The organism is Sulfitobacter sp. 1A15258 (genome assembly GCF_043557045.1).
Lineage (GTDB): Bacteria > Pseudomonadota > Alphaproteobacteria > Rhodobacterales > Rhodobacteraceae > Sulfitobacter > Sulfitobacter faviae.
Window position 1 is genome coordinate 16159 of the sequence record NZ_JBIFFK010000008.1, and the last position, 24917, is coordinate 41075.

The 24917-nt window shown below is 63.6% G+C and carries 24 protein-coding genes; 14 read left to right on the forward strand and 10 right to left on the reverse strand.

Annotated elements, in window-relative coordinates:
* Positions 1–83 precede the first annotated feature (83 nt).
* The 10 genes from ACGYK9_RS15390 to ACGYK9_RS15435 all read left to right on the forward strand — a co-directional run bounded on the left by ACGYK9_RS15390 (position 84) and on the right by ACGYK9_RS15435 (position 7759).
* Positions 84–1052: an ABC transporter substrate-binding protein gene (locus ACGYK9_RS15390; RefSeq protein ID WP_394412721.1), complete on the forward strand. Its 969-nt coding sequence runs from the start codon at positions 84–86 to the stop codon at positions 1050–1052.
* Positions 1052–2755, forward strand: a complete 1704-nt coding sequence (locus tag ACGYK9_RS15395; RefSeq protein ID WP_394412724.1) for an ABC transporter permease — start codon at positions 1052–1054, stop codon at positions 2753–2755. The genes ACGYK9_RS15390 and ACGYK9_RS15395 overlap by 1 nt, the downstream gene beginning before the upstream one ends.
* Complete coding sequence (locus tag ACGYK9_RS15400) at positions 2743–3792, forward strand: ABC transporter ATP-binding protein (protein ID WP_394412727.1); 1050 nt, start codon at positions 2743–2745, stop codon at positions 3790–3792. The genes ACGYK9_RS15395 and ACGYK9_RS15400 overlap by 13 nt, the downstream gene beginning before the upstream one ends.
* A 51-nt stretch (positions 3793–3843) precedes the next feature.
* On the forward strand, positions 3844–4860 hold the full coding sequence (locus ACGYK9_RS15405) for an MBL fold metallo-hydrolase (protein ID WP_394412730.1): 1017 nt from the start codon (positions 3844–3846) through the stop codon (positions 4858–4860).
* Positions 4857–5402: a histidine phosphatase family protein gene (locus ACGYK9_RS15410; protein WP_394412733.1), complete on the forward strand. Its 546-nt coding sequence runs from the start codon at positions 4857–4859 to the stop codon at positions 5400–5402. Before ACGYK9_RS15405 ends, ACGYK9_RS15410 begins: the two co-directional genes overlap by 4 nt.
* Positions 5399–5863, forward strand: a complete 465-nt coding sequence (locus ACGYK9_RS15415; protein ID WP_209218627.1) for an HAD family acid phosphatase — start codon at positions 5399–5401, stop codon at positions 5861–5863. Before ACGYK9_RS15410 ends, ACGYK9_RS15415 begins: the two co-directional genes overlap by 4 nt.
* A gap of 356 nt (positions 5864–6219) precedes the next feature.
* Positions 6220–6510: an AraC family transcriptional regulator gene (locus ACGYK9_RS15420; protein ID WP_394412736.1), complete on the forward strand. Its 291-nt coding sequence runs from the start codon at positions 6220–6222 to the stop codon at positions 6508–6510.
* Positions 6467–6871, forward strand: a complete 405-nt coding sequence (locus ACGYK9_RS15425) for a hypothetical protein (RefSeq protein WP_394413065.1) — start codon at positions 6467–6469, stop codon at positions 6869–6871. The genes ACGYK9_RS15420 and ACGYK9_RS15425 overlap by 44 nt, the downstream gene beginning before the upstream one ends.
* Complete coding sequence (locus ACGYK9_RS15430) at positions 6868–7182, forward strand: helix-turn-helix domain-containing protein (RefSeq protein WP_394412739.1); 315 nt, start codon at positions 6868–6870, stop codon at positions 7180–7182. The genes ACGYK9_RS15425 and ACGYK9_RS15430 overlap by 4 nt, the downstream gene beginning before the upstream one ends.
* 79 nt (positions 7183–7261) lie before the next feature.
* Positions 7262–7759, forward strand: a complete 498-nt coding sequence (locus ACGYK9_RS15435) for an AAA family ATPase (protein WP_394412742.1) — start codon at positions 7262–7264, stop codon at positions 7757–7759.
* Between the two features lie 26 nt (positions 7760–7785).
* Here the strand turns inward: ACGYK9_RS15435 and ACGYK9_RS15440 are convergent, their stop codons facing one another.
* The 6 genes from ACGYK9_RS15440 to ACGYK9_RS15465 form a co-directional block, all read right to left on the reverse strand.
* A complete protein-coding gene (locus tag ACGYK9_RS15440; RefSeq protein WP_394412745.1) occupies positions 7786–8472 on the reverse strand; it encodes a hypothetical protein in 687 nt (228 codons plus the stop codon).
* Positions 8469–9332 carry an SDR family oxidoreductase gene (locus ACGYK9_RS15445; protein ID WP_394412748.1) on the reverse strand — a complete coding sequence of 288 codons (864 nt, stop codon included), beginning with the start codon at positions 9330–9332 and terminating at the stop codon, positions 8469–8471. Before ACGYK9_RS15445 ends, ACGYK9_RS15440 begins: the two co-directional genes overlap by 4 nt.
* A complete protein-coding gene (locus ACGYK9_RS15450) occupies positions 9329–9715 on the reverse strand; it encodes a hypothetical protein (RefSeq protein WP_394412751.1) in 387 nt (128 codons plus the stop codon). The genes ACGYK9_RS15445 and ACGYK9_RS15450 overlap by 4 nt, the downstream gene beginning before the upstream one ends.
* Before the next feature lie 10 nt (positions 9716–9725).
* Positions 9726–9905: a hypothetical protein gene (locus ACGYK9_RS15455; RefSeq protein WP_394412754.1), complete on the reverse strand. Its 180-nt coding sequence runs from the start codon at positions 9903–9905 to the stop codon at positions 9726–9728.
* A gap of 11 nt (positions 9906–9916) precedes the next feature.
* Positions 9917–10282 (reverse strand): glycine zipper family protein, encoded by a 366-nt coding sequence (locus ACGYK9_RS15460; protein WP_394412757.1) that lies wholly within the window; start codon positions 10280–10282, stop codon positions 9917–9919.
* A 99-nt stretch (positions 10283–10381) separates the two neighbouring features.
* A complete protein-coding gene (locus ACGYK9_RS15465) occupies positions 10382–11392 on the reverse strand; it encodes an AraC family transcriptional regulator ligand-binding domain-containing protein (protein WP_394412760.1) in 1011 nt (336 codons plus the stop codon).
* Positions 11393–11504: 112 nt separating this feature from the next.
* Between ACGYK9_RS15465 and ACGYK9_RS15470 the strand changes: the two genes are divergently transcribed.
* Positions 11505–12722 (forward strand): alpha/beta fold hydrolase, encoded by a 1218-nt coding sequence (locus ACGYK9_RS15470; protein WP_394412763.1) that lies wholly within the window; start codon positions 11505–11507, stop codon positions 12720–12722.
* A 91-nt stretch (positions 12723–12813) separates the two neighbouring features.
* On the opposite strand, the gene trpS is transcribed toward ACGYK9_RS15470, so the two are convergent.
* Together trpS and ACGYK9_RS15480 are read right to left on the reverse strand one after the other, a co-directional pair.
* Entirely contained in the window at positions 12814–13815 is a 1002-nt protein-coding gene (trpS, locus tag ACGYK9_RS15475) for a tryptophan--tRNA ligase (protein ID WP_394412766.1), read from the reverse strand.
* Between the two features lie 853 nt (positions 13816–14668).
* The gene (locus tag ACGYK9_RS15480) at positions 14669–17542 is read right to left on the reverse strand and encodes a response regulator (RefSeq protein ID WP_394412769.1); all 2874 of its coding nucleotides are present in this window, start codon (positions 17540–17542) and stop codon (positions 14669–14671) included.
* 373 nt (positions 17543–17915) lie between these two features.
* On the opposite strand from ACGYK9_RS15480, the gene ACGYK9_RS15485 reads away from it, so the two are divergent.
* The 3 genes from ACGYK9_RS15485 to ACGYK9_RS15495 all read left to right on the forward strand — a co-directional run bounded on the left by ACGYK9_RS15485 (position 17916) and on the right by ACGYK9_RS15495 (position 22822).
* Entirely contained in the window at positions 17916–19046 is a 1131-nt protein-coding gene (locus tag ACGYK9_RS15485; protein ID WP_394412772.1) for an exonuclease SbcCD subunit D, read from the forward strand.
* Positions 19043–21643, forward strand: a complete 2601-nt coding sequence (locus ACGYK9_RS15490) for a chromosome segregation protein SMC (RefSeq protein ID WP_394412775.1) — start codon at positions 19043–19045, stop codon at positions 21641–21643. Before ACGYK9_RS15485 ends, ACGYK9_RS15490 begins: the two co-directional genes overlap by 4 nt.
* 72 nt (positions 21644–21715) lie before the next feature.
* Positions 21716–22822: an AI-2E family transporter gene (locus ACGYK9_RS15495; RefSeq protein ID WP_231886248.1), complete on the forward strand. Its 1107-nt coding sequence runs from the start codon at positions 21716–21718 to the stop codon at positions 22820–22822.
* Between the two features lie 6 nt (positions 22823–22828).
* Here ACGYK9_RS15495 and ACGYK9_RS15500 read toward each other — a convergent pair whose 3' ends face one another.
* A complete protein-coding gene (locus ACGYK9_RS15500; RefSeq protein WP_394400591.1) occupies positions 22829–24229 on the reverse strand; it encodes a TRAP transporter large permease in 1401 nt (466 codons plus the stop codon).
* The gene (locus ACGYK9_RS15505; RefSeq protein WP_067260512.1) at positions 24229–24858 is read right to left on the reverse strand and encodes a TRAP transporter small permease subunit; all 630 of its coding nucleotides are present in this window, start codon (positions 24856–24858) and stop codon (positions 24229–24231) included. Before ACGYK9_RS15505 ends, ACGYK9_RS15500 begins: the two co-directional genes overlap by 1 nt.
* Positions 24859–24917: the final 59 nt, after the last annotated feature.

Here is a 24917-nt window from a genome sequence, read left to right on the forward strand (position 1 = left end):
CCGTTACAAAACTGTCAGAAAACTCAGGGATAAGGCTCTCGTGAACTGCTTTCGTTCGAAAGTAAAAACCCCAGGAGAGTTCCATGAAATCCTTCGTTACATCCACCGCTTTCGCGCTTTTGGCCAGCACGGCCATGGCCGATACGATCACCCTCTACACATCGCAGCCGAATGCGGATGCGCAGAGGACCGTGGACGCATTTATGGCTGCCAACCCTGGCACCGAAGTTGATTGGGTCCGCGACGGCACAACCAAACTTATGGCCCGCCTGCGCGCCGAGATCGAAGCGGGCAACCCGCAGCCCGATGTCTTGCTGATCGCCGATACTGTGACGCTGGAGGGCATGGCGCAGGAGGGTCTATTGACCGCCTATCAGTCCCCCGAAGCCGGTGACTATGACGCGGCGCTGCATTCTGCCGAAGGCTATTACCACTCGACCAAATTGATCACCACCGGGATCGTTTACAACACAGGTGTCGAGACCGCGCCGACCTCGTGGACCGACCTCTCGGACGAAGCCATCAAAGGGCAAATCGCGATGCCCTCTCCGCTTTATTCCGGTGCCGCGCTAATCCACCTTGCCACGCTGACCGGCGATGAGACTTTGGGCTGGGAGTATTACGAAAACCTCGCTGCAAATGAGGCCCGCGCGCAGGGTGGCAACGGCGGCACCTTCAAAGCCGTGGCTTCGGGTGAGAAGCCTTATGGCATGGTCGTCGACTTCCTTGCGATCCGCAACAAGGCTGAAGGCTCCCCGGTTGATTTCGTCTTTCCCGAAGAGGGCGTTTCCTATGTGACCGAGCCGGTGGCGATCATGTCTTCTGCCAAGAACGTCGAAGGTGCCGAGAAATTCGTCGACTTCCTGCTCAGCACTGAAGGCCAAGAACTGGTTCTGGACATGGGCTATATCCCTGCTCGTGACGGCATGGGCGTCCCCGAAGGGTTCCCCGCCCGCGAAGACATCAAACTGATGGCCTTTGACCCTGCCGAGGCCCTCGCAAATGCCGACACCAACAAGGCCAAATTCGCAGAGCTTTTCGGCGCTGAATGATGAGTGCCGCACAACAAACTGGAGGCAGCCGGACCGAGGCCCGGCTGCTCTCTGCCATTCTGATTGTCGCCATCTGTCTGACGCTTGCGCCGGTCCTGCGCCTTTTTGTCGAGGGTGTCACCGATCAGGGCAGCCCCAGTCTGACCCTTATGCGCGATGTACTGGCGCAACCCTCAACTCTAAGCGCGCTTAAGCATTCGCTGGTCACGGCGGGTTTTGGCACTTTGGTGTCGCTGGTGCTTGGCGCGGCCTTTGCCTTTTTGGTGGCGCTGACAGACCTGCGGGCCAAGGCGGCTTTGGTCTTTTGCCTGATGATCCCGATGATGATCCCGCCGCAGATCACCGCACTATCATGGACCCAGATCATGGGGCCGTCTTCGGTTTTGCTAAAGACATTGGGCATTGCCCCCCCGCTTGGCGCACCCCAGCCACTTTACTCGCCCGAGGGCATTATCCTTTTGCTGGGCATCCAGCATATGTCGATCATCTTCCTGACCCTTCGCGCGGGCCTGCGATCCATCCCGCAAGATGTGGTAGAGGCCGCCCGGATCAGCGGTGCCAGAGGGCTGCGCACATGGTGGCAGGTCGTCATGCCCCTGACTTTGCCCAGTCTCGCGGCGGGCACGGCAATTACCTTTGTCACCGCGCTTGGCAATTTTGGCATTCCCGCGATGTTGGGTATTCCTGCAGGCTATGCGACGCTGCCGACGCTGGTCTATCAAAAGTTGGCCGGCATGGGCACGACCGTTCTGGCCGAGGTTTCAGTTCTGGCCATGCTGATCGGGGCGGTCGCCGTGGCGGGCATCTTGTTACAGCGCCTATGCCAGTCTCTTCAGAGATTGCATCTTGTGGGCAGCACCTCCCGCCCGCTGGCCCTGCCCTTGGGCGCGGCCCGCCTACCGGTTGAGATACTTCTATGGGCCGTGGTCTTTGCCATCCTCGTCCTGCCGATGTTCGGCCTTTTGGCGACGTCACTCGTGCCTGCCTATGGCGTGACCCTGCGCTTTGACACGGTGACGCTTGCATCTTGGTATGAGGTTCTCTTTCGCCAACCCGTCACTTCGCGTGCCTTCGCCAACTCCTTTGGACTGGCCGCAGGCGCCTCTGCGGTTTTGGCGGCAATCTGCCTGCCTCTTGCGTGGCTGATGGAGCGACGCAAAACGCGGCTCGCGCGGCTGTTCGACAGCCTGCTCGATCTGCCCTACGCCCTGCCGGGTGTTGTCCTGTCGATCGCGATGATCCTGCTGCTGATCAAGCTGCCTTTCACCGAAGCCACGCTTTATGGCACCATTTGGATCATCTTTCTGGCCTATCTCGCGCGGTTCTTCGCGGTGATGTTCCGCCCGGTTCAAGCAAGCCTGAAACAGTTCGATCCTGCTATGGATGAGGCCGCGCAATCGGTCGGTGCCTCGCTCTACAGGCGGCTACGCGATGTGATCTTTCCGCTTTCGGCCCCAGCGGCAGCGGCGGGGGCGATCCTTGTGTTTCTCACCGCGTTCAATGAACTCACGGTTTCCGCGCTCTTGTGGTCCTCGGGCACCGAGACATTAGGCGTGGTGATTTTCAACCTCGATGACAGTGGCGAAACCGGCATGGCCAGCGCCTTGGCAATGACCATCGTCTTTGTGGTCATCGTCCTCATGGCGCTGATCCAGTTGTTTTCCAGCCGCTTCCCAAAAGGAGTTGTCCCATGGCAGACATAAACCTGTCTTCGGTCAGCAAGACATTCGCAGGCACCCCTGCCCTACAAGACATCACAACCCGGTTCGACGACGGCGAATTTATCGCACTTTTGGGGCCGTCGGGCTGTGGCAAGACCACCCTTCTGCGCATCTTGGCGGGGTTCGAGACGCCCAGCAGCGGTCAACTCCGCATTGGCAGCCGCGAAATGGCCAATGCTCAAACAGGGGTGAACCTGCCGCCAGAAGAGCGCAACATCGGGTTTGTGTTTCAATCCTACGCGCTTTGGCCGCATATGTCGGTGCGGCGCAATGTGTCCTACCCGCTTGAAATCCGCAGGTTCTCCAAGTCCGAGGTAGCAAAACACACCGACGCGGCCCTCGCCTCGACGGGGCTTGAGAATTACGCTGATCGCATGCCCTCTGACCTTTCGGGCGGACAACGGCAACGGGTGGCTTTGGCACGCTGCCTTGTCTCTGATCCCTGTGCCGTGCTGCTGGATGAGCCCTTGGCCAACCTTGATGTGGCGTTGCGGGCCACGATGCAGGGCGTCTTTACCGATTTTCACAAGCGCACCGGGGCCACAATGGTCTATGTCACTCATGACCAGGCCGAAGCCATGGCGATGGCCGATCGGATCGCCGTGATGGATCAGGGCCGCATCCAGCAGTTCGACACACCGCAAACCCTCTATGAACGGCCTAAAAACCGCTTTGTTGCTGAATTCGTCGGGCGCGGCACCGTGGTGCCGGTGCAAGAGGTCACGCAGGCCGGAGAGGCCCGTCAGGCGCGGATACTGGGGGCCGAAGTTGCGGTGCAATCAGCACGCGCCGAGAAGCAGGTCAGCCATGTCTGCCTGCGCCCCGAAAACCTGACCATTTCTGAGAGTGGCGATCTGCGCAGCAAGGTCGCGCGGGTCACCTATATGGGCGGAAAATACCTATTGGAAACGGTAACCGACTGCGGCGCGCGCCTGTTTGCAGAAACCCGCGCCCGCTTCGACGTCGGCGCGCAGCTGGGCCTGACAATCACCACCCCTTGGGCCTTTTCAGAGGAATAAATGCAGAGCATACGACTACTTTCCGGCATCGGGGACAAAGGCCCCGCGTGCATGCAATTGACCGTGGATAACCGGATATGGCTGCTTGATTGCGGTTTCGGCCCCGAAGCCAACGCGCATTTCGATCCCGCGTGGCTTGAAGGGGCTGAGGCGGTATTCATCACCCATGATCACATCGACCATATCGGTGGCGCGTCGCATGCGGTTGAAGCGGGTCTGCCCATCTATGCCACGGCGCAAACGGCCAAAGCCCTGCCGCCCGCGGCCAATGTGCATCTGCTGCCCGAACAAGGTCAGACGGCGATCAACGACGTGACCCTCACCACCGGGCGCAATGGCCATGCGATGGGCGGCGTCTGGTTCCACTTCGATCTGGGCGAAGGGCTGTTTTATTCCGGCGATTGGTCAGAGGAATCCGATTGGTTCACCTTTGATGTGCCACCCCCTGCGGCGACCGCGATTTTGGACTGCTCTTATCACCTTGATGACGTACCACAATCGGATCGGTTCGAGGCGCTGAATGCCCTGTTGGATAGAGTCGAGGGGCAGGTACTTTTGCCCGTCCCCCCCTCTGGCCGCGCGGGCGAAATGGCGCTGCATCTGGTGCGGCGCTACGGCTGTGAAAGCGTGATGCTGGACCCTGAATGCCAAGACACGCTGCGCGGAGCACTCAGCAGCGGTGCCGTCAGCGCCGACGCCCATCTGATCGCCCCGCTGTTGGACCGCGGCCCGATGGAGCAGGCGCGGTTCTTGATCTGCGACACGCCCAACGCCGATGGCGGTGCCGCTTGGGGCTATGTGCGGGCTTGGCATGAAAGCGGGCGTCTGGGGCGCGACGCGCATGTCGTGTTCACAGGCCATATGACGGCACACGCACGGGGCATCTGCAGCGTCCCGGGCGGATATTTTCAGCGTTGGAACGTCCACCCACCGCTGCGCGATCAGCGCAAGATGCTGGAACGTCTCGGCGCAAAACGCTTTGCGCCCGCGTTTTGCACCCAGCCCGAAGATTACCTCGTCGAAGGGCTCGACGCCGAGGTATTCTTTCACGATCGGGTGCGCCTATGACCGCCGCAGCTTTGCCATCGCGCAGCTTTTGCCTAATCCGCCACGGCGAGACGACCGCCAATGCAGACGAGATCATCGCCGGGGTAACCGATGTGCCGCTGACCGAGGCGGGCCGCGATCAGGCCTGCTTGCTATCACAAAGAATATGGCCAGAACCGATTGCGATCTACGCCAGTCCGATGTCACGGGCGCAGGATACGGCGCGGCTCGTCTTTCCGGGTCAGCGAATTGAGTTGCACGACGGGTTGCGTGAGCGAGACTGGGGCGTCTTCGAAGGGCGACCGCTGAGCGATCAGCCCCTCAGGGAAGCCACTCCGGACCGAGGCGAAAGCTGGCCCGATATGCTCAAGCGGGTACAGATCGCGATAAGGGAGATTTGCGCAGCATCTCCGACGGCCTTTCCGGTCCTTGTATGTCACTCCGGTGTCATTCGCGCCGCACGCGTGCTCTGGACAACGGGTGATGTTGGCCAGCGTCCGCCCAATGCGACCCCCCTCTTATTCGAAATCGCCGAGAATAAACTACTGGAGCAAACCCTATGACCCAAACCGCAGCGACCCCATGTGTGGTTTTTGATGTCGATGGCACCCTTGCTGAGTTCGACGCAGAGCGTCTGGGCCATCTTGTGCATGGCGTGGAAAAACACTGGGGTGACTTCCACCTCGCAATGGCAGATGCCGCACTGATTGGCCCGGTCGCAAAGTTGATGCGACGGTTAAAAGAAAGCGGTGAAACCATTCTAATTTGCTCCGGACGACCAAAGGGTTGGGCTGCACATACGATTGCATGGCTGCGCAAACACGATCTGCCATTCGACGGGATATACCTGCGCGCCGAAGATCAGGATGAAGCCACCGACCCCGAAGTGAAACGACGCGCATTGAAAGAAATGCAGGCGGACGGCTTCAAGCCTTGGTTGGTGATCGATGATCGTAGCTCTGTGGTCGAGGCATGGCGCGCTGAAGGGTTGATATGTCTGCAATGCGCTCCGGGGGACTTTTAAGCTGAGGTCAAAAGATGCTACTCAATTGGCCTTCGTTTTCAACGGACTTCGAGTAGGTTCTTGCAATTTGGTCGACGCTGGAGCGAGCCCTGCTGAAGGACCTGTCGCTATGCTAATGCTCTTGCTTGACGCAACGAACGATTGCTGTCTGACCATCAGGTAAACTGGCGGTTTACGGCCCAATCCGGCCCTTGCCGATGTAGTCAAGCGATGTGTTGCAGCTTCACCAGACCGGCCATTCGTCTATGGTGCAGCACTTTCTGATGGTCGGGGACGGGCGTGATCGAACGAGCCCATCGGACATCCGCATAGCGTCGAGCTTGGCCGATCCCGACCCGCGCCGTAGACTGCCGCGTATGGGATATGTGACGTCGCTCTTTGCTCGCAAGATTGTCGCCGCGGCAGGCGATGGCATCGACGCCAGCGAGATTCTGTCCTCGGTCGGGATCGACCCGGAGAGCGCCTGGGACAGCGGGCAGATGATCCCGGCCGAAGGCTACTACGACATGCTTGAGTGCATGGCCGCGCAGATCGATGTGACCGATCTGCCCGCTGGGGCTCGCCTTCAAGGCGGCGACAACACTCGGCGCATCCTACGCGCGGATCGAGCGCTATGCCCGGCTCTGGACCAGCATGGTCGAGTATGAACTGCGCCAGGCGAAGGGCGGCACGCTCTTCATCCTGCACCGGGCGGGCGACAGACGCCTCGGGATGCGGCTGTCGAACGAAGCAACGCTTGCGAGCGCCGTGTCGATCGCCCGGCAGGTCAGCCCGCAGCCGGTCTTGCCCGAGATAGTGCTGGTGCGACATGCCGCCCGCAATCCGTCGCCGCGCACGAGAATTGGTTCGGCTGCCCGGTCCGGTTCGGCGCAGTTCTCGACGCGATCCTCTACGCGAACGAAACGCTGGATCGGTCGAACGTCCTCGGTGACGAGGGGATCTCGCGCTATCTCATTTCGCATCTCGATGTGGAGTTATCCCGGATTTCGAACGCGCCCGATCTGGTGAGCCGCTCGAAAGATGCCATCGCCCAGGCGCTGAGCGAGGGCACACCGAAGATGGCCGAGATCGCGCGCGGACTTGGCTTTTCCGCGCGCTCCTTCCAGCGCCGCCTCTCCGAGCACGGGATGAGCTACCACGCCATGACCGACGAGACGCGCCGCGATCTGGCCGAAGGGCTCCTACGGGACGAGCGCCATTCGCTGGCAGAAATCGCCTTTCTGACGGGCTTTTCCGAGCAGAGCGCCTTCACCCGCGCCTTCAAGCGCTGGATGGGGACGACGCCGACGAGCTACCGCAAGGATCGCCTTTTACCCTGAGCCGCTCTTGGCGCTGCTGCTCTTCGGGCTGACGGCGCTGCCCCAGGCCCAGCCAGTATGACGAGAAGTGGAAGACAATATGGCCGATCAACCGACCCTGCGCCTGCTCTGCGGCCGGATCGCCTCAGGCAAGTCCACGCTGGCGACTGAGCTTAGTCACGGTCCAAGGACGGTGGTGATCCGCGAAGACGACTGGCTCCAGGCGCTTTACGGTGCGGAGTTGACGTCGATGCGCAACTACATGCGCAGGGCCGGCCAGTTTCGCGAGGTCGTCGGGCCGCATGTCACGGACCTGCTGACAGCGGGTGTCTCAGTGGTCCTCGACTTCCAGGCGAACACCCTCGAGGCGCGAGGCTGGCTGCGCGGCCTCCTCATGGGGACGAATGCCGCGCCTGTGCTTCACCTACTCGATGTGCCGGAAGAGGTCTGCCTCGCGCGGCTCAGGGCGCGGAACAAGGAGGGCCTGCATCCCTTCGCTGTGACCGAGGACCAGTTCCGGCAGGTCTCGCGCCATTTCGTGCCACCAGCGCCGGAAGAGGGTTTCGTGATCGAGGTCCATCCGGCCCCGGCTCGGTAAGCGCTCCGGGGCCAGTGCCCCAAGGGTCAGGCGGCGACCCGCTTGCCGAGCGTTTTCTGGCGGACCCGCAGGAGCGCTACGCTGACGGCCACGAACCAGGCGATGGCGCCAAGACCGAAGACGGCGCCGATAATATCGCCGGGGCGCGGCAGAATGGTCAAGAGCCCTGCAGCACCGCTGAGGACGCCGATCCCGGCGGTGACACGGCCGAAGGTGCCATCCTTCAGCGCCGCGAGACTGACCGCCAGAATCCAGGCGCCGCCGGCGATCTCGTTGCCGCCGCCAAGGCCCAGTTCGACGGCGTGCAGGGTCTGCCACAGGGCGGCCGCGGCTTCGGGGTCGTCGGTCAGAGCGTAGGTCTGTACGACGGCGACATTGGCGATCATCCCGGCGCCGAGGACGAGCGTGGCCCAGATCACGCCGAGTGTTCCGGTCAGGACAGCGGCGTCCGCCCGCGCGACGGCGATCTGCTGGCGGAGTGCGACGACGAGCACCGCGAGCGCAAGCGCGTTCACGATGTAGATCACGGTATTCCAGGCGATCATCACGTCCGGGCGTTCCGCGTTGAAGGCGACGACGGCGGCGGCGGCGGTGTCGACGTCGCCCGAGCCGAAGCCCAGAGGGGCGAACACGGTGACAATCATGACGAAGCCGACAAGGTAGGTCGCAGCGCAGATTAGGGCGGCAAGGCCGCCGGCTATTCGGAGGGTCATGGACGGTGTCCTTTCGGGTGGTCTGCCGCATCGGCGAGGCGTGCGAAATGGTCGGAGAGGCGCCGCGTCCCGAAGCGGGGCGCGACCATGTCCATCCCGAGCGCGGTCAGGAAGAAGCGCGCGGGGCCGCTCATGCGGCGCGGCAGGATCGGCAGAACGGCACGCGCGGCGCGGCGCAGGATGTCCGGAAGATGGGTGATGCGCGGCTCGGTCCCCAGCGCGGCAAAGGCCGCAAGCGCAATTTCGTTCTGCGTCATTACGTCGGGGCCGCCGATCTCGGCCCACCCCCGGCCGGCATCGGTTGCGTCTGCGATGGCCTCGGCCAAATCGGCGCCGTCGATGGGGTTGAGGCGCTGCGATCCATCGCCGAACAACCAGACACGGCCCTGCCCCGCCATCGCGAAGATCCAGCCCATGTCCGAGAAATACCCGGTCGGCGCGATCACCGTCGCCGGCATGTCTGAGGCACTGAGCGCCTCGACAAACGCAGCCTTGGCATCGACCAGCGGCACGCCGGCCATGGCGTCGGCATTCAGCACATGGACATAGGCAAAGCGTTTCACGCCCGCCGCCTCTGTCTCGCGCAGAAGATTCAAGTTGGCCTGAAAGTCGACCTCGCGATAGCCCAGCCCGTCGGCCTGCCGGGTGATCCCGAGTGACGATACGACGAGCTCCACGCCGTCCATGACGCCCGTAAGCGTTTCGGGTCGGGTGGCCTCGGCCTCGACCAGCACATCGGCAAGCCCTTCGGCCCGGGCAGTATCGCGGACCAGCGCCGTGACGTGGTGCCCGCGCCGCGCATATTCGGCGCAGAGAAAGCGTCCGAGGTAGCCAGTCGCACCAGCGATGAGAACGTTCATGGATCGTCTCCGGGCCAAAGGAAGCCGACGCCAAGCGCGGCGGCGGCCATGAGGAAGAGAACCGGCGTCCAGAGCAGGCGCTCCGGGCGCGAGGGGCTTGCGGCATTGGCGGCCAGCGACAGCAGCGTCAGGACGACCGCGGGCCAGAACAGGACGGCCACGGGCAATGGGCCAATACCGGCCCGGGCGAGCACCGCCCCGGCCATCGTGCAAAGCAGCGCCGCCTGTACCAGCGCGAGCACGCGCCAGGCGGGCGGCAGGCAGCCGGGAAAGCGGCCCCCGACCGTCAGCCGTCCGAAAGGGGCGCCCGCCGCGTTGGCCAAGTGCATTAGCACCGGCAACGCGGTCAGGCCGGCGTAGGCGAAGGCGAGGGTCTGGGTCATCGGCCCGCCCTCACCGCCACCGAAAGATGCGCGCCAGGCGGGAGCACCGCTCTTCGGGCGTCTGATCCAGCGGCAGGCCGATATCGCCCCAGAGGTGCCGCGGCGGATAGGTGGACCGCCATGACGGCTGTCGCGGTCCGCCCGTCAGAAAGTGGTGCAGGCCGATCATGCGCGTGTGGATGTCGTGCATCGCCCCCTCCCTCAATTGACAACCGCGTGGCCGCGGCTGCGCAGACAGTTCAAGACGATTGTTTCGCGCGCCTCACTGGCCTCGGACGCACCCATCGCGGCGCCGGCCAGTGCGCCGGCAACAGCCCCGCCGAGCGCATCGCCATCGTTGTCCGCTTCGCCCAGGGCTCCGCCGATCCCGGCGCCAATGGCGGCTGAGGCCATCGTCTCGTGATCGAGCTGCTTCTGGTTGCGTGCGAGACTCCGGCAGTCGGACAGGTCGCTCTGGAACTGCGCGTTCGGCGCGCCGTCGAGGAGCGGATCCACATTCGTGCCCATGTCGGCACAGGCGCCCAGAAATCCTGTCAGGCAAAGCGGGGCAATCATCATCGGTTTCATATCTTGTTTCCTTCGACCGTGTGTTGTGTCGAGGGAGGGTCTACGCGTTCGTGACGGTCGACGGCATGACCGCAGGGATCAACCGATTGACCGCTGGTATCAACCGGCAAGCCAGGCGGTCGGGCTTGTCCCGGTCCAGCGCCGAAAGGCCCGCACGAAGGCCGATGCCTCGGAGAAGCCCAGCAGGTAGGCCGCCTCCCCCACCGAGACCTTGCGCGCGCTGAGGTAATCCATCGCCATCCGCCGGCGCAGGTCATCATGGACCTGCGCGAAGGTGATCCCCTCGTCCTTCAGGCGGCGGTAAAGGGTCTGCCGTCTCATGCCGAGATCGCGTGCGATGTGGTCCATCGACAGCGTGCCTTCGTGCAAGTCGGCCAGCATCCGCGTCTCGACGGCCGCGCGCACGGTCTCCTGCGCCGCAAGCTCCTCCAGCAGCCCGTCGGCATGACGCGTGAAGACGCCAAAGACATACTCCTTGCCGCCGTCGAAGGCCTCGTCGAGCCAGACCGGATTGATACGCAGCGCATTGCGCGCGGCGCGGAAGGTCACCGGCACTCGGAACAGATCGGGGTAGCGGTTGGCATGGGGCGGCGGCGCGTATGTCACCTCCAGCGCCTGCTCGAAGGGGTGTTCGGGAGCAGAGCGGCGGAATTCGGAGATGAACCGTGCAAAGCTCGCCTCCGTCGCCATCCAGCTTCCATCGCAGGGGCGGTGATCGATCAGCCAGACCGCGCCGCCTTCGCGCGCGATTCCGAAGCGGTCCTGCCTGCCGGGGATCGAAACATCCGCCATGAGCCGCGCGTAGCGATTGAGCTGAGTGAGGCTGTGCGGAAAGGAAGTGGAGGCATGCACAATCTGCCCGACGATGGACATGGTCTCCAGCCGGGTTTCCAGCACGTGGCGCAGAAGCAGCGACGTGTCACCCACGGCCTCGATCCCCGCGGCAATGAGGGCCTGATAGGCGGAAACGGGAATGCGCGTGTCCTGATCGCCGAGCGCGTCTTCGGAGAGTTCTGCTGTCGCAAGCAGGCCCGCGCGCGGCGCACCCTCGGCCACGGCATAGTCGAGAAAGGCCGATGCGAACCCGGCAGCCATGGTCTGATCCGACATGCGTCTGTCCTCCGGGGTCAAGATCCTGATGCGCCCGGTCATGCCGTTGCCGAACCGGCGGCTGCAGAATGTCCGAAGACATTATCTAAGGACAACCCTTATTCTGCGCCCCATGATTTCTCTGATCGTCATCGTCATTGCTCTCTTTACCATCGGCTTCACATCGCTGATGTGGATCACGCGGGTGCCGCCGCAGGTTCCCACCACGGTTGTATACGACCCCGCGCTGCCCCGGCTTTATGGTGAGGGCGTCCTGCTGCATGGCCGCTTCGCCGAAGCGGAAGGCGCACCGCTCGCCGTTGTGCTACATGGCGGTCCGGGCGGCGACCATCGGTCTCTGCTCGCGCTGGAGGCGCTAAGCGACACCTACCGCGTCCTTTTCTACGACCAGCGCGGCGCGGGCCTGTCGGAGCGGGTGACAGAAGCGCGGCTGGGCATGGCGGATCGCCTTGCCGATCTCAATACGCTGATCACCGCGCAGGGCGGCAACCCCGTTCTGCTGATCGGCCATTCTTGGGGCGCGATGCTGGCCACGGCTTACCTCGGCCATCGCCCCGAGGTGGTCTCCCGCGCCGTCCTAATCGAGCCCGGTTTTCTTGACGCGGGAGGCCTGTCTCTGACGGCAGCCGGGCGGCGGCTACTGCCGCAGGCGCTCGAAGCCGAGGCGGCATTGCTCAAGGGGTTCAACGCGGTGCAGGGGCTCGACCGCGAGGCTACGGGGCGCATCCGGCTGTCGGCCGATCCGATGACAGCGCATTACCTGCTGGCGCCGGTGCTGGCCGAATTTGCCGCGCTCTATCCTGAGATCGAAATCGAGCTGCGGCTTGCCTATACGCTCGACTCGATCGCTCGGAATGAGACTGACGTCTCGATCCGCCACTCCGCGGCGATCGAGGACGATGCGGTGGGGCGCAAGCTCTTTCCACTGTCGATCGGCGTGGTGGCATCGCGGGACTATATCGACCGGGTGCTACCTGCGGCAGACCGCAAGGGGCGCGGTCTGAGCTGGATCGGTTACGGGGACGTGCCCGAGCTTTCTACCATGATCGCAGAATCCGCCTTCCCGGAGGCGCGCGTCCGCCACTCTGTGCCCGACCCGGAAATGCATCTGCACTTGGTCCGCGCCAGCGCGGGGATGACCTTCCTTGCAACCTGGGTCACGGCAGTCTTCCCCGAGCTACAACGCGTTCCCGGCACCGAACTCGACCAGCGGCGTTCGACCTTGGTTCTCTTGCACAGCGATCTGCGCCGGGTGCGCCGGGTCCTGCTCTTCGTCGACTACCTTTGCAGCGCGCTCCAGGAACGACGCGCGGCATTTCTGGGATCTTGATTTAATCGACTTCCCCTTAAGGCCAGGCCACATGGTCAGACCGCTATCGAGACGAAACAGACCTTGATCCCGATCGTTCAACGCGGCTCACCTACAGTTGGAATAACTCTAAGGCATTCAACACCTCGCGTTTTGTCGCCTCGGTTCGCTCACGCGCCCGTTCCGTGCCCTCTTTGATTACCTCAAGAACGTATCCCCGGTCCTCGGAGAGTTGTGCCCTGCGCTCACGAATTGGGGCAATGAGGTCTTGCAGGATAACTTCCAGACGCGCCTTAATCGTGCCATCGCCAAGTCCTCCACGCTGATACTGTGCCTTGAGTTCGGCAAGCTCGTCCTGGTCCTGATCGAAAGCATCGAGATAGGCAAAGACGACATTGCCTTCGATGCAGCCCGGGTCTTCAACACGCAGGTGGCTCGGATCGGTGAAAATTGCCCGAACAGCGCTTCGGATCTTTTCTGGCGATGCGGACAGCACAATGGCGTTTCCACTGGATTTCGACATTTTGGCCTTGCCGTCGATACCGGGCAACCGACCCGCTTTGGGGATGATTGCCCGAGCCTCGGGCAGCACGAGGCAACCTGCGACTGCATTAATGCGCCGCACAATTTCGTTCGTTTGCTCGATGAGCGGGGCCTGGTCTTCGCCGACCGGAACGACAGTTGCCTTGAAAGCCGTGATATCCGCAGCCTGTGCCGCTGGATAACAGAGAAACCCGGCGGGAATATCGCGCCCGAACCCACGCGCGCGGATTTCATCCTTGATCGTCGGGTTGCGTTCGAGCCGCGCGACCGTGACAAAGTTCAGGTAGAGCATCGACAGTTCGGCCAGCGCTGGAATTTGCGATTGCAGGCAGATGGCCGTGCGACCGGGGTCAATGCCAACGGCCAGATAGTCAAGCGCGACCTCGATCACGTTACGACGCACTTTCTCTGGATCATGCGCGTTGTCTGTCAGGGCCTGGGAATCCGCCAGCAGAAGGAATTGTTCATGGCTGTCCTGGTAGCGCAGCCGGCTTGAAAGTGAGCCTGCATAGTGCCCGATGTGAAGTGGTCCCGTCGTGCGATCGCCTGTCAAGATGGTTGGTCTGTTCATTTTGCGTGTTCTCATGAATTGAGAGGCAGCGCATCGGGAAGCTTGGAAAACAAAAGGCCGCCCGTGTGGCGGCCTCGGAATAGGTTTAGTAATCCGGCCACCCTGTCAGGAGGCCAGCCACCAAATCATTGCGATGGTCGTAGTGTTTTCCATAAGACGGCAGATATCGTCGACACGATCATGCGTCAATCAAATGGTAGAAAGAGTTTGATCCAACGTTTCGCTGCAGAAGTAATGAAAGTCCGCTCAGTCCTGTCAGCCGGCGTTAACGCAGCACGCAGCGAATGACGGATTTCTGCTTTCTATCCCCAAGTTCTTACATCCGCAGAGAAAACTGAGCGCCTGCAGCGAACGGCAGAAAGGTTCCACTCAACTATTCCAACCAGAGTATCGCCGATGCGTAGGTGAGCAAAACCGCACAGGCCGCGCCGGCGCAGAAAAATGTTGCGCGCATCGCGATTTCCCGGCCGAGTTCCTGCTCTAAGCCTCAGACGAACCTCCCCCAGCCATTGCCCTCGACGGCATCGAGCCCCATCCGGTGCGGCGATCAATTTTGGAAACTAAGCTCAAACCTTTGAGCGCCCAACTCTTCTACTAGAGCGCTAAAAACCTCTGAAATGACACTCAAGTAGCTGAAATTAAACGATAAAAAGAAATACTTACCGATCCATCATCGGCGCCACGCTCAGGCGCGCGGCGCGGTAAACCTCGGCGTGGGTGAGCTTTTGGTCGCGCATGCGGCGGGCTCCGTCTTTGGGTCACGGCCTTCTGCACGGCTTTGCAGGGGTGGCGCAAGCTGTTCTTAAGCCGCAGCCACCGCCGCGCGGGATGTCGCGAAGCGCGGCTGGCCCCGTCATACCGCCGTCGCCGTTTCCGCCAGAATGCCCAAACGCGTGAAAACCCGTTCAAGGTCGCGGTCACCGAAGGGTTTCTGCACCACGGCACAACGGCCCAGCGCTTCGGCGGCGGGGACTTCCGCTTGGCCAGTGGCAAAGATGATCGGCATATCGGGATGCGTTGCCCGGACACGGGTCGCCACCTCTTCGCCTGAGATATCTGGCAGGCCCACGTCGATCAGCAGCGCGTCGTACGCGCCAGCTTGCAGCCTGTCCAAGGTTTCCTGCCCCGAGGCGGTTTCCGTGACTTCGGTGCCAAGCCCGCTGAGGATATCCGCCAGATCGAGCCGGATCAGCGCGTCGTCTTCGCAGAGCAGCACATGACGGGGCCGGTCGGGCAGCTCCTGCGCCGGGGTCTCGGTCTTGGTCGAGGTGACCGGAGCCGAAGACAGCGCATCGCGCACTTTGATCGCCAAAGCGTCTTTGGTGAAGGGTTTGGCAAGGAACTGCACCCCGGCGTCGACCCTGCCATCCCGCACGATCGCATCGCGCGAATAGCCGGAGATGAACAGGATCGGCAGATCGGGCCGCTCGGCCTGAAGGGTTTCGGCCATCTCGCGGCTGCTGAACTCGCCGGGCATGACGACATCCGATATCACAAGGTCGAAGTCCGGCGCTTGCCGCGCTGATTTGAGCGCCGCGGTGGGGTCTTCTGCGGTGCGCACGCTATAGCCCAAATCCGTCAGCAAGGCAGCGGTGGCGTCGCGCACCTCGGCGTCGTCTTCGACCAGCAGCACGGTCTCACTCCCGCCTGCGATCTCGGATGGGTCGTGCCACTGCAATGGTTCCGCCGCCGTCTCGGCCCGCGGCAACAGCAACGTCACCGTCGTGCCCGCGCCGGGGCGGCTGGCGATGGTCACCCGCCCGCCCGATTGCCGCGCGAAGCCGTAGACGGTGGACAGGCCCAGCCCGGTGCCCTTCCCCACGGGTTTGGTGGTAAAGAAAGGGTCAAAGACCTTGGCCAGCGTCTCGGCCGGGATGCCGGGCCCCTGGTCGATGATTTTGACCTCAACATAGTCGCCCGCCACCATGTCAGGCTCACCAAAAAGCTCTTCGGGGCCGACGTGCCGGTTTTCGACAGCGATCCTCAGCTTGCCGCGCCCCTCCATCGCGTCGCGCGAATTGATAACGAGGTTCAGCACCGCGTTCTGGGTGCTGGCGGCATCGGCATAGGCGGGCCAGAGGGCCTCGGGCGTGTCGATCTCGACCTCCATCCCCTCGCCCAAGGCGCTGCGCATGATGTCGTCGATATCCCGCAGCAGATCGCGCAGGTCGATCGAGCGGGGCTGCAACGGCTGGCGGCGGCTGAAGGCAAGCAGTTGGGAAGAGAGCGACGCACCGCGCTCCACCGCGCGCATTGCCGCATCGATCCGCACCCGTGCGGGCGAATCCGCGGTAATCTCACGCGCGGCCATGGTCAGGCTGCCGGTCATCACCTGCAGAAGGTTGTTGAAGTCATGGGCGATGCCACCGGCAAGATTGCCTACCGCCTCGACCCGCTGGCTCTGGGCCAATCGGTCGTGCAGCTCTTCCAACTCACGGTTGCGCTTCTCGACACGTTCTTCCAACGTCGTGTTCAAATCGGCCAGTTGGCGGGAGAGTTCTTTCTGCTCGTGGATGTCGGAGTTCGTGCCGACCCATCGGATCAGCGCGCCATGCTCATCCTTAATCGGTGCGCCCCGAACCAGATGCCAGCAATAGGCCCCATCGGCCCGCCGCAGCCGGAATTCCGTTTGATAGACCGATCCAGTTTCCACCGCATGGGCCCAAGTCGTCAAGGCCTTCGCACGGTCATCGGGGTGAATGATCGTCGGCCAAGCATCCCCCACCAGACTGCCCGGCTCGGCCCCGGAAAAGGAATAGACCTGATCGCTGATCCAGTCCAAATGTCCATCGGCGGTGGCGGTCCAGACATGAACCGGCATGGTATGCGCCATGGTGCGGAACCGTTTCTCGGCCTCGCGCAGCCGGATTTCGGCAAGCTTATGGGCGGTCACGTCATTGCCTTGGATCATGATGCCGATGGTCTCGCCCCGCACATTGTCGAGCGGTTGGAAAACGAAATCGACGACGACACGCTCCTCCGGGCCATCAGCGCTGCGTTGCAGCCACGCCTCGGCCCCATGCTGGCTTAAAGCCTTGCCGGTCCGATAGACTTCGTCCAGCATTTCGAAAAAGCCCTGTCCCGCGATTTCTGGCAAGGCTTCGCGGATTGGTTTGCCAATTAGCTCGCGTTGGCCGACCAATTGCATATAGGCGGCGTTGACCGTCCGGAAGACGTGGTTCGGCCCCATAAGGGTGACCATGAAGTTCGGCGCCTGTTCGAAGATCATCTTGAAAAGGCTTATGCCGGTATCAAGCTCTAGGTTCTGCTGCGTCACCTCATGTGCACGGCGCATCACGGCGGCATGGGCAGAGCCCGCTCGCTCTTCGCCGGGGGTCTCTGCGATATAGGCTTCGGTCACATCCTGCGTGTGTTGCAAAAGGAATTCCACCTCCCCTTCCGGGCCCAGGATCGGCGTATGGGTCGCACTCCAATAGCGGTCTTCGGTTTTGCCGTCGGCCGTGTCGATCGGATAGGGAATGACAGGCAGGTGATCCGTGGTGCCATCGCGGAACACCCGCTCGAAAGACGCCCGCAGCATCCGCCCCGACTCGCTTTCGGGGTCGGAGGGGAACTCTTCGAACAGCACTTTCCCGATAAGCCGTTCCAACTGGCGGTCCGTGACCTGCAGATAGGCGTCATTGGCCCAGACCACCCGAAGCTCACTGTCCAACAAGACAAAAGGCGACGGCGCAGCTTGGAGGATTCTTTCAAAGTCGTGGTTCATCTTGGGGGGTCTTCTATCCAATGGAATGTGCTGGTCGACAGGCCGAAGGGCGCAAGGACGCCCGCAGCTGACAAGCGGTGCCCGCCACGTTGGGGCGGATTTCGAATGCGGGTCTACATGGTATCCTATCTCGGAACTGTCGGGTTTGGGCAATGGCGCCGCTGCGTTTCGAACGCGTTTCGGGCATAGTTAGCGCGCAATCTGCCGAGTGCCAGAAATTCCCGCATATTTTGCATGGCCTTGCACTCCGCGCTGAGTTTGCGATGAATGGGGAGGCAGCGATGGGCCGCCCCGGCTGGCCGCGCAGCCGATCGACCATTGCCCTCTGCCTATTGAACCCCCGCCCTTCGCCAAAGCCATTCAGGACCCCCGCATGACATTCCGCTTCATCCACGCGTCCGACCTGCATATCGGGCGCAAATTCGCGAATATTCCGCAAGCGCCTGACGGCAATATCCGGGGGCGTCTGATGGAAGCGCGGCATGGCGCCATTGCCAAACTGGCCCAGGCCGCGCGGGATCACGGGGCGGCGCATGTGCTCTTGGCGGGCGATACATTCGACACTGCGACGCCCTCGGCCACCGTGTTGCGGCAGGCGCTGACCGCCATGGGCGAGGCGGCGGAGGTGACATGGTGGCTCCTGCCCGGCAACCACGACAACCTGCGCGATGCCGAACCCCTGTGGGAGGTCATCGCCCGCGATGCGCCGCCCAATCTGCGCGCCCTCACCGAAGCCGCCCCTATCGAAATGGCCGAGGGTGTCAGCCTGCTGCCCTGCCCCGTCGCCTTTCGCGCAGGTGCCAGTGACCCGAGCGCCCCGCTGGACCGGATGCACAGCCCCGAAGGCCATCTGCGCATCGGCCTTGCCCATGGCGGGGTGACCGATTTTACTGACAGCGGAGAGGCCATCGCGCCGGACCGGGACCAGCGCGCGCGGCTTGACTACCTCGCCCTTGGCGATTGGCACGGGCGGATGGCCGTCTCTGACCGGGTGCACTACTGCGGCACGCCCGAGCAGGATCGGTTCAAACACGGGCGCCGTGGCGTCTGCCTTGCGGTCGAAATCGCAGGCCCCGGCGCGCGCCCCAAGGTCGAAGAGGTCGAGACCGGCAGTTTCCTGTGGTCTGAGGCCGAGGTTACGCTGCATCCCCGGCAAGATGTCGCGGCGGCTTTGCAGGCGCTCTTGCCCGAGACAGGCCGCCGGGACCACCTCCTGCGCGTCAAGGCGGGGGGCTGGGCAAGCCTTCCCGACCGCGCGGCTCTTGCCCACGCGGCCCAAGCCTGCGCGCCCGATTTCGCCCATTTCGAATTGCTGACTGAGGGGCTGGGCACCCAGTATGAGGCCGCGGACCTTGATGAGATCGACCGCGGCGGCGCGCTGCGTATGGCGGCGGAAACCTTGGTGAGCGAGGCGCAGTCCGAGACCCTTCCCCAATCCGACCGTGACGTGGCCGCCGATGCGCTGGCCCGGCTTCATGCCTATGTGCAGGGGGCGAAAACATGAAAATTCGCGCCATCACCCTCAACAACGTCCGCCGTTTCACCGACCCCGCACAGGTCACTGGGATCGGCGATGGGATCAATGTCCTGAGCGAGCCGAATGAGCACGGCAAATCCACCCTCTTCGACGCGATACAGGCGCTGTTTTTCAAACCCTTCGGTTCGCGCGACAAAGAGGTATCGGCCCTGCGCCCCCATGCAGGCGGCGCGCCCGAGGTGACCATCGAGGTCGAGACCGAGGCGGGCAGTTTTGCCTTGCACAAACGCTGGTTTCAAAAGCCCCTCGCCACCGTGCACCGCGATGGCAAGCTGATCGCGCAGGCGGATGAGGCCGAAGCATGGATCGCGCAGCTTTTGGGCGGCGATGCGGGCGGCCCCTCGGGGCTGATTTGGGTGCGGCAGGGGATGACCGCGCTGACCGGCGGCTCGACCAAGGAAGAGAAACTGGCGCTGGAGGCGCGGCGCGATCTGATGACCTCGGTCGGGGCCGAGGTGGAGGCGATGACCGGCGGGCGGCGCATGGACAAGGCGTTGGCGCAATGCCGCGAAGAGCTTGCCCAATACGCCACCAGCACCGGACGCCCCCGCACCGGCGGGCCGTGGAAAGAGGCGCAGGATCAGGTCGAGGCGCTGGCGGCCACGCGCGATCAACTGGCCGCGACCGCACGCGCGTTGCAAGACGCTTTGGCCGAACGCCAGCGCGCGCGGCGCGCCTTGGCCGAGCTTGAAGCGCCCGAGGTCGTCGCCGAACGCCGCAAGAAACTAGAGGCCGCCCGCGCCGCCCATGCCGCCGCGACCCGCCACGCGGAAGAGATGGAAGCGTTGAGCCGGGCCGTGGAACTGGCCCGGCTCAACGCCGATAATGCCACATCGCGTCTCAACAGCTACCGCGCCGGAGAGGCCGAGCAAAAGGCCGCCCGCCGCGCTGAGGCCGCAGCACGCGAAGCGGTGGAGGCGGCCCGCGCCGCCCTGTCAGACCGCCGCGCCACGTTGGAGGCCGCAGAGGCCGCCGCCGCCGAGGCCCGAACGGCGCTCAAGACCGCCGAGGATGACCACCGCCACGCCCTCCGCGCCCGTGCCGCGCGCGACGGTGCTGACCGACGCCAAGCGCTTGAAGCGCGCATCAAAGAGGCCGAAGACGCCCGCCGCCGGATGGAGAGCGCCGCTGCCGCCGCCAAATCCGGCCCGGACGCCGCGGCGCTGCAACGGTTGGAAAGGCTTTCCGCCGAACTCTCTGCCAGCCGCGCCGCCCGCGACGCCGCGGCCCCGCAGGTGACGGTTCGCTACGCCCCCGGCCAATCAGGCGCCATCCACGGCGATGACGGCCCCTTGGCCGATGGCGCCCCCCTGCCCCTGCCGCGCCGCACCACCCTGCGGATCGACGGGATCGGCGATTTGGAGATCGAGCCGGGCGCGGGCGGCGGCGAGGACGGCTCCGTCGACGCCGCCGCGGCCCGGTTGCAAACCGCCCTCGACGAGATCGGCGCGGCTGATCTGGCGCAGGCCCGCGCCGCCGGTGCTGCGCGTGCCGAGGCCGCCGCGCGGCAGGGAGAGGCGAAAGCTGTGCTGGCCAGCCTCGCCCCCGATGGGATCGACGCGCTGCACCAAGCGCTCGCCGCCATTCCTGCGCCGGAAGAGGTCTCGGGCGCGCCCGATCTTGCGCAGGCCGAAGACGCGCTGCAAACCGCGCAGACCGTACATGAGCGCTGCCGCATCGCGCGTGAGACCGCCGCCGAGGCGCTGGCCGATGCCAAGGCCGATGCGGCGGGCAGAGAGGCGCAGCTTGCCTCGCTCAACGACCGGTTGCAGCGCGCCGAGGCGCAGCAGGCCAAGCTGGGCGATGTCACCGAAAAAGACCTCGCCGCCCAAGCCGTCACCACTGCCGCCGCGCTGGAGGCCGCCCGCCTCGCCCATGCAGAGAAGGCCAAGGACGCGCCGGATGCGGCCAGCCTTCAGGCCGCGCTCACCCGCGCGGAATCGGTCGAGACACAGGCCCGAGAAGAGATCGCCCGCCTGCACCCCCTGCTGGCCCGGCTGAGCGAACGCATCACCCGCGCCTCGGGCGACGCGGTGGAGGAACGGCTGGCCGAGACCGAAGACCAATTGCAAGCCGCCGAAGCGGCCCTTGCCCGGATCGCCCATGAGGTCGCGGTGCTGACCCGGCTGCAAGAGGCTTTGCAGGACGCGAGGAACGAGGCGCGAGAGCGCTATTTCACCCCCATCGTCAAGGAACTGAAACCGCTGCTACAACTGCTTTGGCCCGATGCGGAACTGACATGGGGCGAGGAATCGCTCCTGCCCCATGCGTTGATCCGTGAGGGCCGGGAAGAGCCGATCGAGGTGCTTTCGGGTGGCACGCAGGAACAGGTGGCCCTGCTGGTGCGGCTGGCCTTCGCGCGGATGCTGGCCCGGGCGGGGCGTATCGCACCGGTGATCTTGGACGACGCGCTGGTCTTTACCGATGACGACCGGATCGAGCGGATGTTCGACGCGCTGCACCGGCAGGCGGGGGATATGCAGATCATCGTCCTGACCTGCCGCCAACGTGCCTTTCGCGCCCTTGGCGGGCAGGCTTTGCGGCTGCAAGCGGTGGCCCCCTAGCCGCGAATGAACTTTTCCCCCCGTTCCGCGTTAGCCTCCTGACGTATGCGCAGGGCATCTGGGGGGAAGACATTGAACGATATCGCCGCGATCAGACGGCTGCTGGAGGTGCTGGTTCTGATCGCCCTCTTCGTGACGGCCTATTTCGCAAAGGACTTGCTGCTGCCGATCCTGCTGGGCTTCCTCCTTGCGCTGACGCTCAGCCCACTGATCCGCTCTTTCGAGAAATTCGGCATCTCCGCCCCATTGGGTGCCGTGCTGCTGATTGGCTGTGTCGGGCTGATCATCTTTGTGCTGGCTGGCCTGTCGGCGGGCACCGTGGCGACTTGGTCTGACGAAATCCCCACCATGGGCAATGAGATACGGCGCAAGCTGCAGGGCTGGGCGCAAACGGTCGAGGATGTCCGCTCGGCCACTGAACAGGTCGAACAGATCGGCACCGAGAATGGCAGCGGGAGGCCCGAAGAGGTGGTGGTCAAACAGCCCGGCTTGCTGGACAACGCCATGAACACCGGCGCGCGGATCGGGGGCACCGTGGCTGTGGCCTTGGTCTTGGCGCTGTTCCTGCTCGCCTCGGGCGATCTGTTCTACCTCAAGCTCGTGCAGTCCTTTCAGACCTTCACCGGCAAGAAACGCGCGTTGAAAGCGGTCTATGACGTGGAGCGCCGCGTCTCGCGCTACCTGCTGACCATCACCATCATCAACGCAGGCCTGGGCATTTCGGTGGGGCTCTACCTTTTCGCGCTTGGGCTGCCCGTGCCTTACGTCTGGGGCTTGGCGGCGTTCTTGCTGAACTTCCTGCCCTATATCGGCGGGGTGATCGGCGCGGTGCTGGTGGGGGCCTATGCCATCGCGACCTTCGACAGTGTCGGCTATGCCATCCTCGCGCCGCTTGGCTATCAGATCCTCACCGGGATCGAGGGGCAATTCATCACCCCCTACCTCGTGGGGCGGCGGTTGGAGTTGAACACGGTGGCGGTGTTCCTCACCGTGGTCTTCTGGGGCTGGCTCTGGGGGATTGCGGGCGCGCTGGTGGCGGTGCCCTTCCTCGTGGTTTTCAAGGTGATCTGCGAGAACGTGACCGCACTCAACATGATCGGGCATTTTCTGGACAAATCCGCTCCCGATGTGGCGGCAACCGCGGCGGATGAGCCCGCCGCGGAAAAGCCCGGTGGCTAGGGCCGCTTATCCCGCGAGGGACGGCAGCCAGAGCACGATCTGCGGGAAAGCGACCAAGAGGCCGATGGTGACCGCGTCGGCGATGAAGAAGGGCATCACGCCGCGGAACACGTCCTGCACGCTGAGGTCGGGGCGCACGCCCGCGACGACAAAGCAGTTGAGGCCGATTGGCGGGGTGATCAGACAGAACTCCGCCATTTTCACCACCAGAATGCCGAACCAGATCGCGCACATCGGACCCGACATGCCAAAGGCACTGTCGGCGGCCGAGACCATCTCGCCCCCGTTAAGCGCCATGACCGCCGGATAGACCACCGGCAGCGTCAGCAGCAGCATCCCGATGGCGTCCATGAACATCCCCAGCACGGCATAGGCCAAGAGGATGCAGATCAGGATCAGCATCGGCGAGGTTTCGAGCGAGGAAATCCAGTCGGCAAAAGCGCCCGGCAGATCGGCGAAGCCAAGGAAGCGCACATAGATCAGCACGCCCCAGATGATGGTGAAGATCATCACCGTCAACTTCGCGGTCTCTAGCAGCGCGTCCTTCAACTCGGCCAGCCGCATGCCACGGAAGACGGCCATGCAGAAGACGATAAAGGCGCCCACGGCCCCGCCCTCGGTCGGGGTGCCCCAAGCGTCGCCGAAGGGGTTGTAGACGAAGAAGATGATGATCACGACCACGGCAACAATCGGCATCGCAGCGGGGAGCGAGGCAAAACGCTCGCCCCATGTAAAGCCGCGCACCGGCGGGCCGACGCTTTTCCAGATCATCGCGATGCCGATGATCAACACCGCATAGACCACCGCCGAGAAGGCACCCGGGATAAAGCCCGCGAGCAGCAGCTTGCCCACGTCCTGCTCCACGATGATCGCGTAGATCACAAGGATCGCCGAAGGCGGGATCAATGAGGCCAGCGTGCCCCCTGCCGCCACGACACCGGCTGCGAATTGCTTGTTATAGCCGATCTTGAGCATTTCGGGGATGGCGATGCGGGCAAAGACCGCCGCCGTCGCGACCGACGCGCCTGACACTGCCGCGAAGCCCGCCGTGGCGAAAACGGTCGAGACCGCCAAACCGCCCGGCACCCAGGCGAACCAACGTTTCGCCGCCTCAAAGATCGCCTTGGTCAGGCCCGCGTAATAGGCGAGAAAGCCGATCAGGATGAAGGTCGGGATGAGCGAGAGCGTCTGGCTCGATACCTTCGAGTGCGGCACTTGGCCCGCGGTTTTGATCGCCACGGTCAGCGCCCAGCCAAGCTGGTCCCACTCCATGCCCTTCTTGGCCCAGAAAATCCAGATCAGGCCGACAAGCCCAGCCATGGCCGCGGCAAAGGCCACCCGCATGCCAAGCACCACCATGACGAGCATACCGCCCGAAACCCAAAGGCCGATTTCAATAGGATCCATCAGTCACGTCCATCCAGTTGTTCGGCCTCGGCCATTGCTTGTTCCGCCGCCGATTGCACCAGCGGCACAGCCACGGGGCGTTCCAGCCCCAGCACCAAGGCCCGGCCATAGCCCCAAATTTGCAGGCAAAGCCGCAGAGAGATAACGACGAAGGCCAGCGGCACCACGAGCTTGCTGGGCCAGATCGGCAGGCCGATGTCGATCGAACTGTCGCGGCTCCACATCGGGGCGTTCATGTCAAAGCTGCGGTCGAAATGCGCCCAAGCGCCCCATGTCAGCGCCAGCATCAGCAAAAGGATCAGCACGACAGACAGCAGTTCCGCTGCCCAAAGCGCGCGGCCCTTCAGCTGGCCGATCAGGATGTCCATGCGCACATGGCCGCCCATGCGTTGGGTATAGGCGATGCCCATGATGGCGATGAAAGGCATCGCCGCTTCGATCCAGTCGACATAGCCCGCCAGCGGCGTGGAAAAGAACTTGCGCCCCCCCACGGACCAGACGGCCAGTATCATCAGTGAGAAAACGGCAAGCCCCGAGATCAGGGCAAAGAAGGTTTCCAGCTTCAGCAGGCCCCGGTCGAGGCGGCTGAGGAGGCTGCTGTCCTCCAGCACGGCGGATGATCCGGCCATCGGCTCTCCTTTTCAGAAAGTCTGTTTGTTACGTTTTGGAAGTCGAAAGGGCCGCGCGG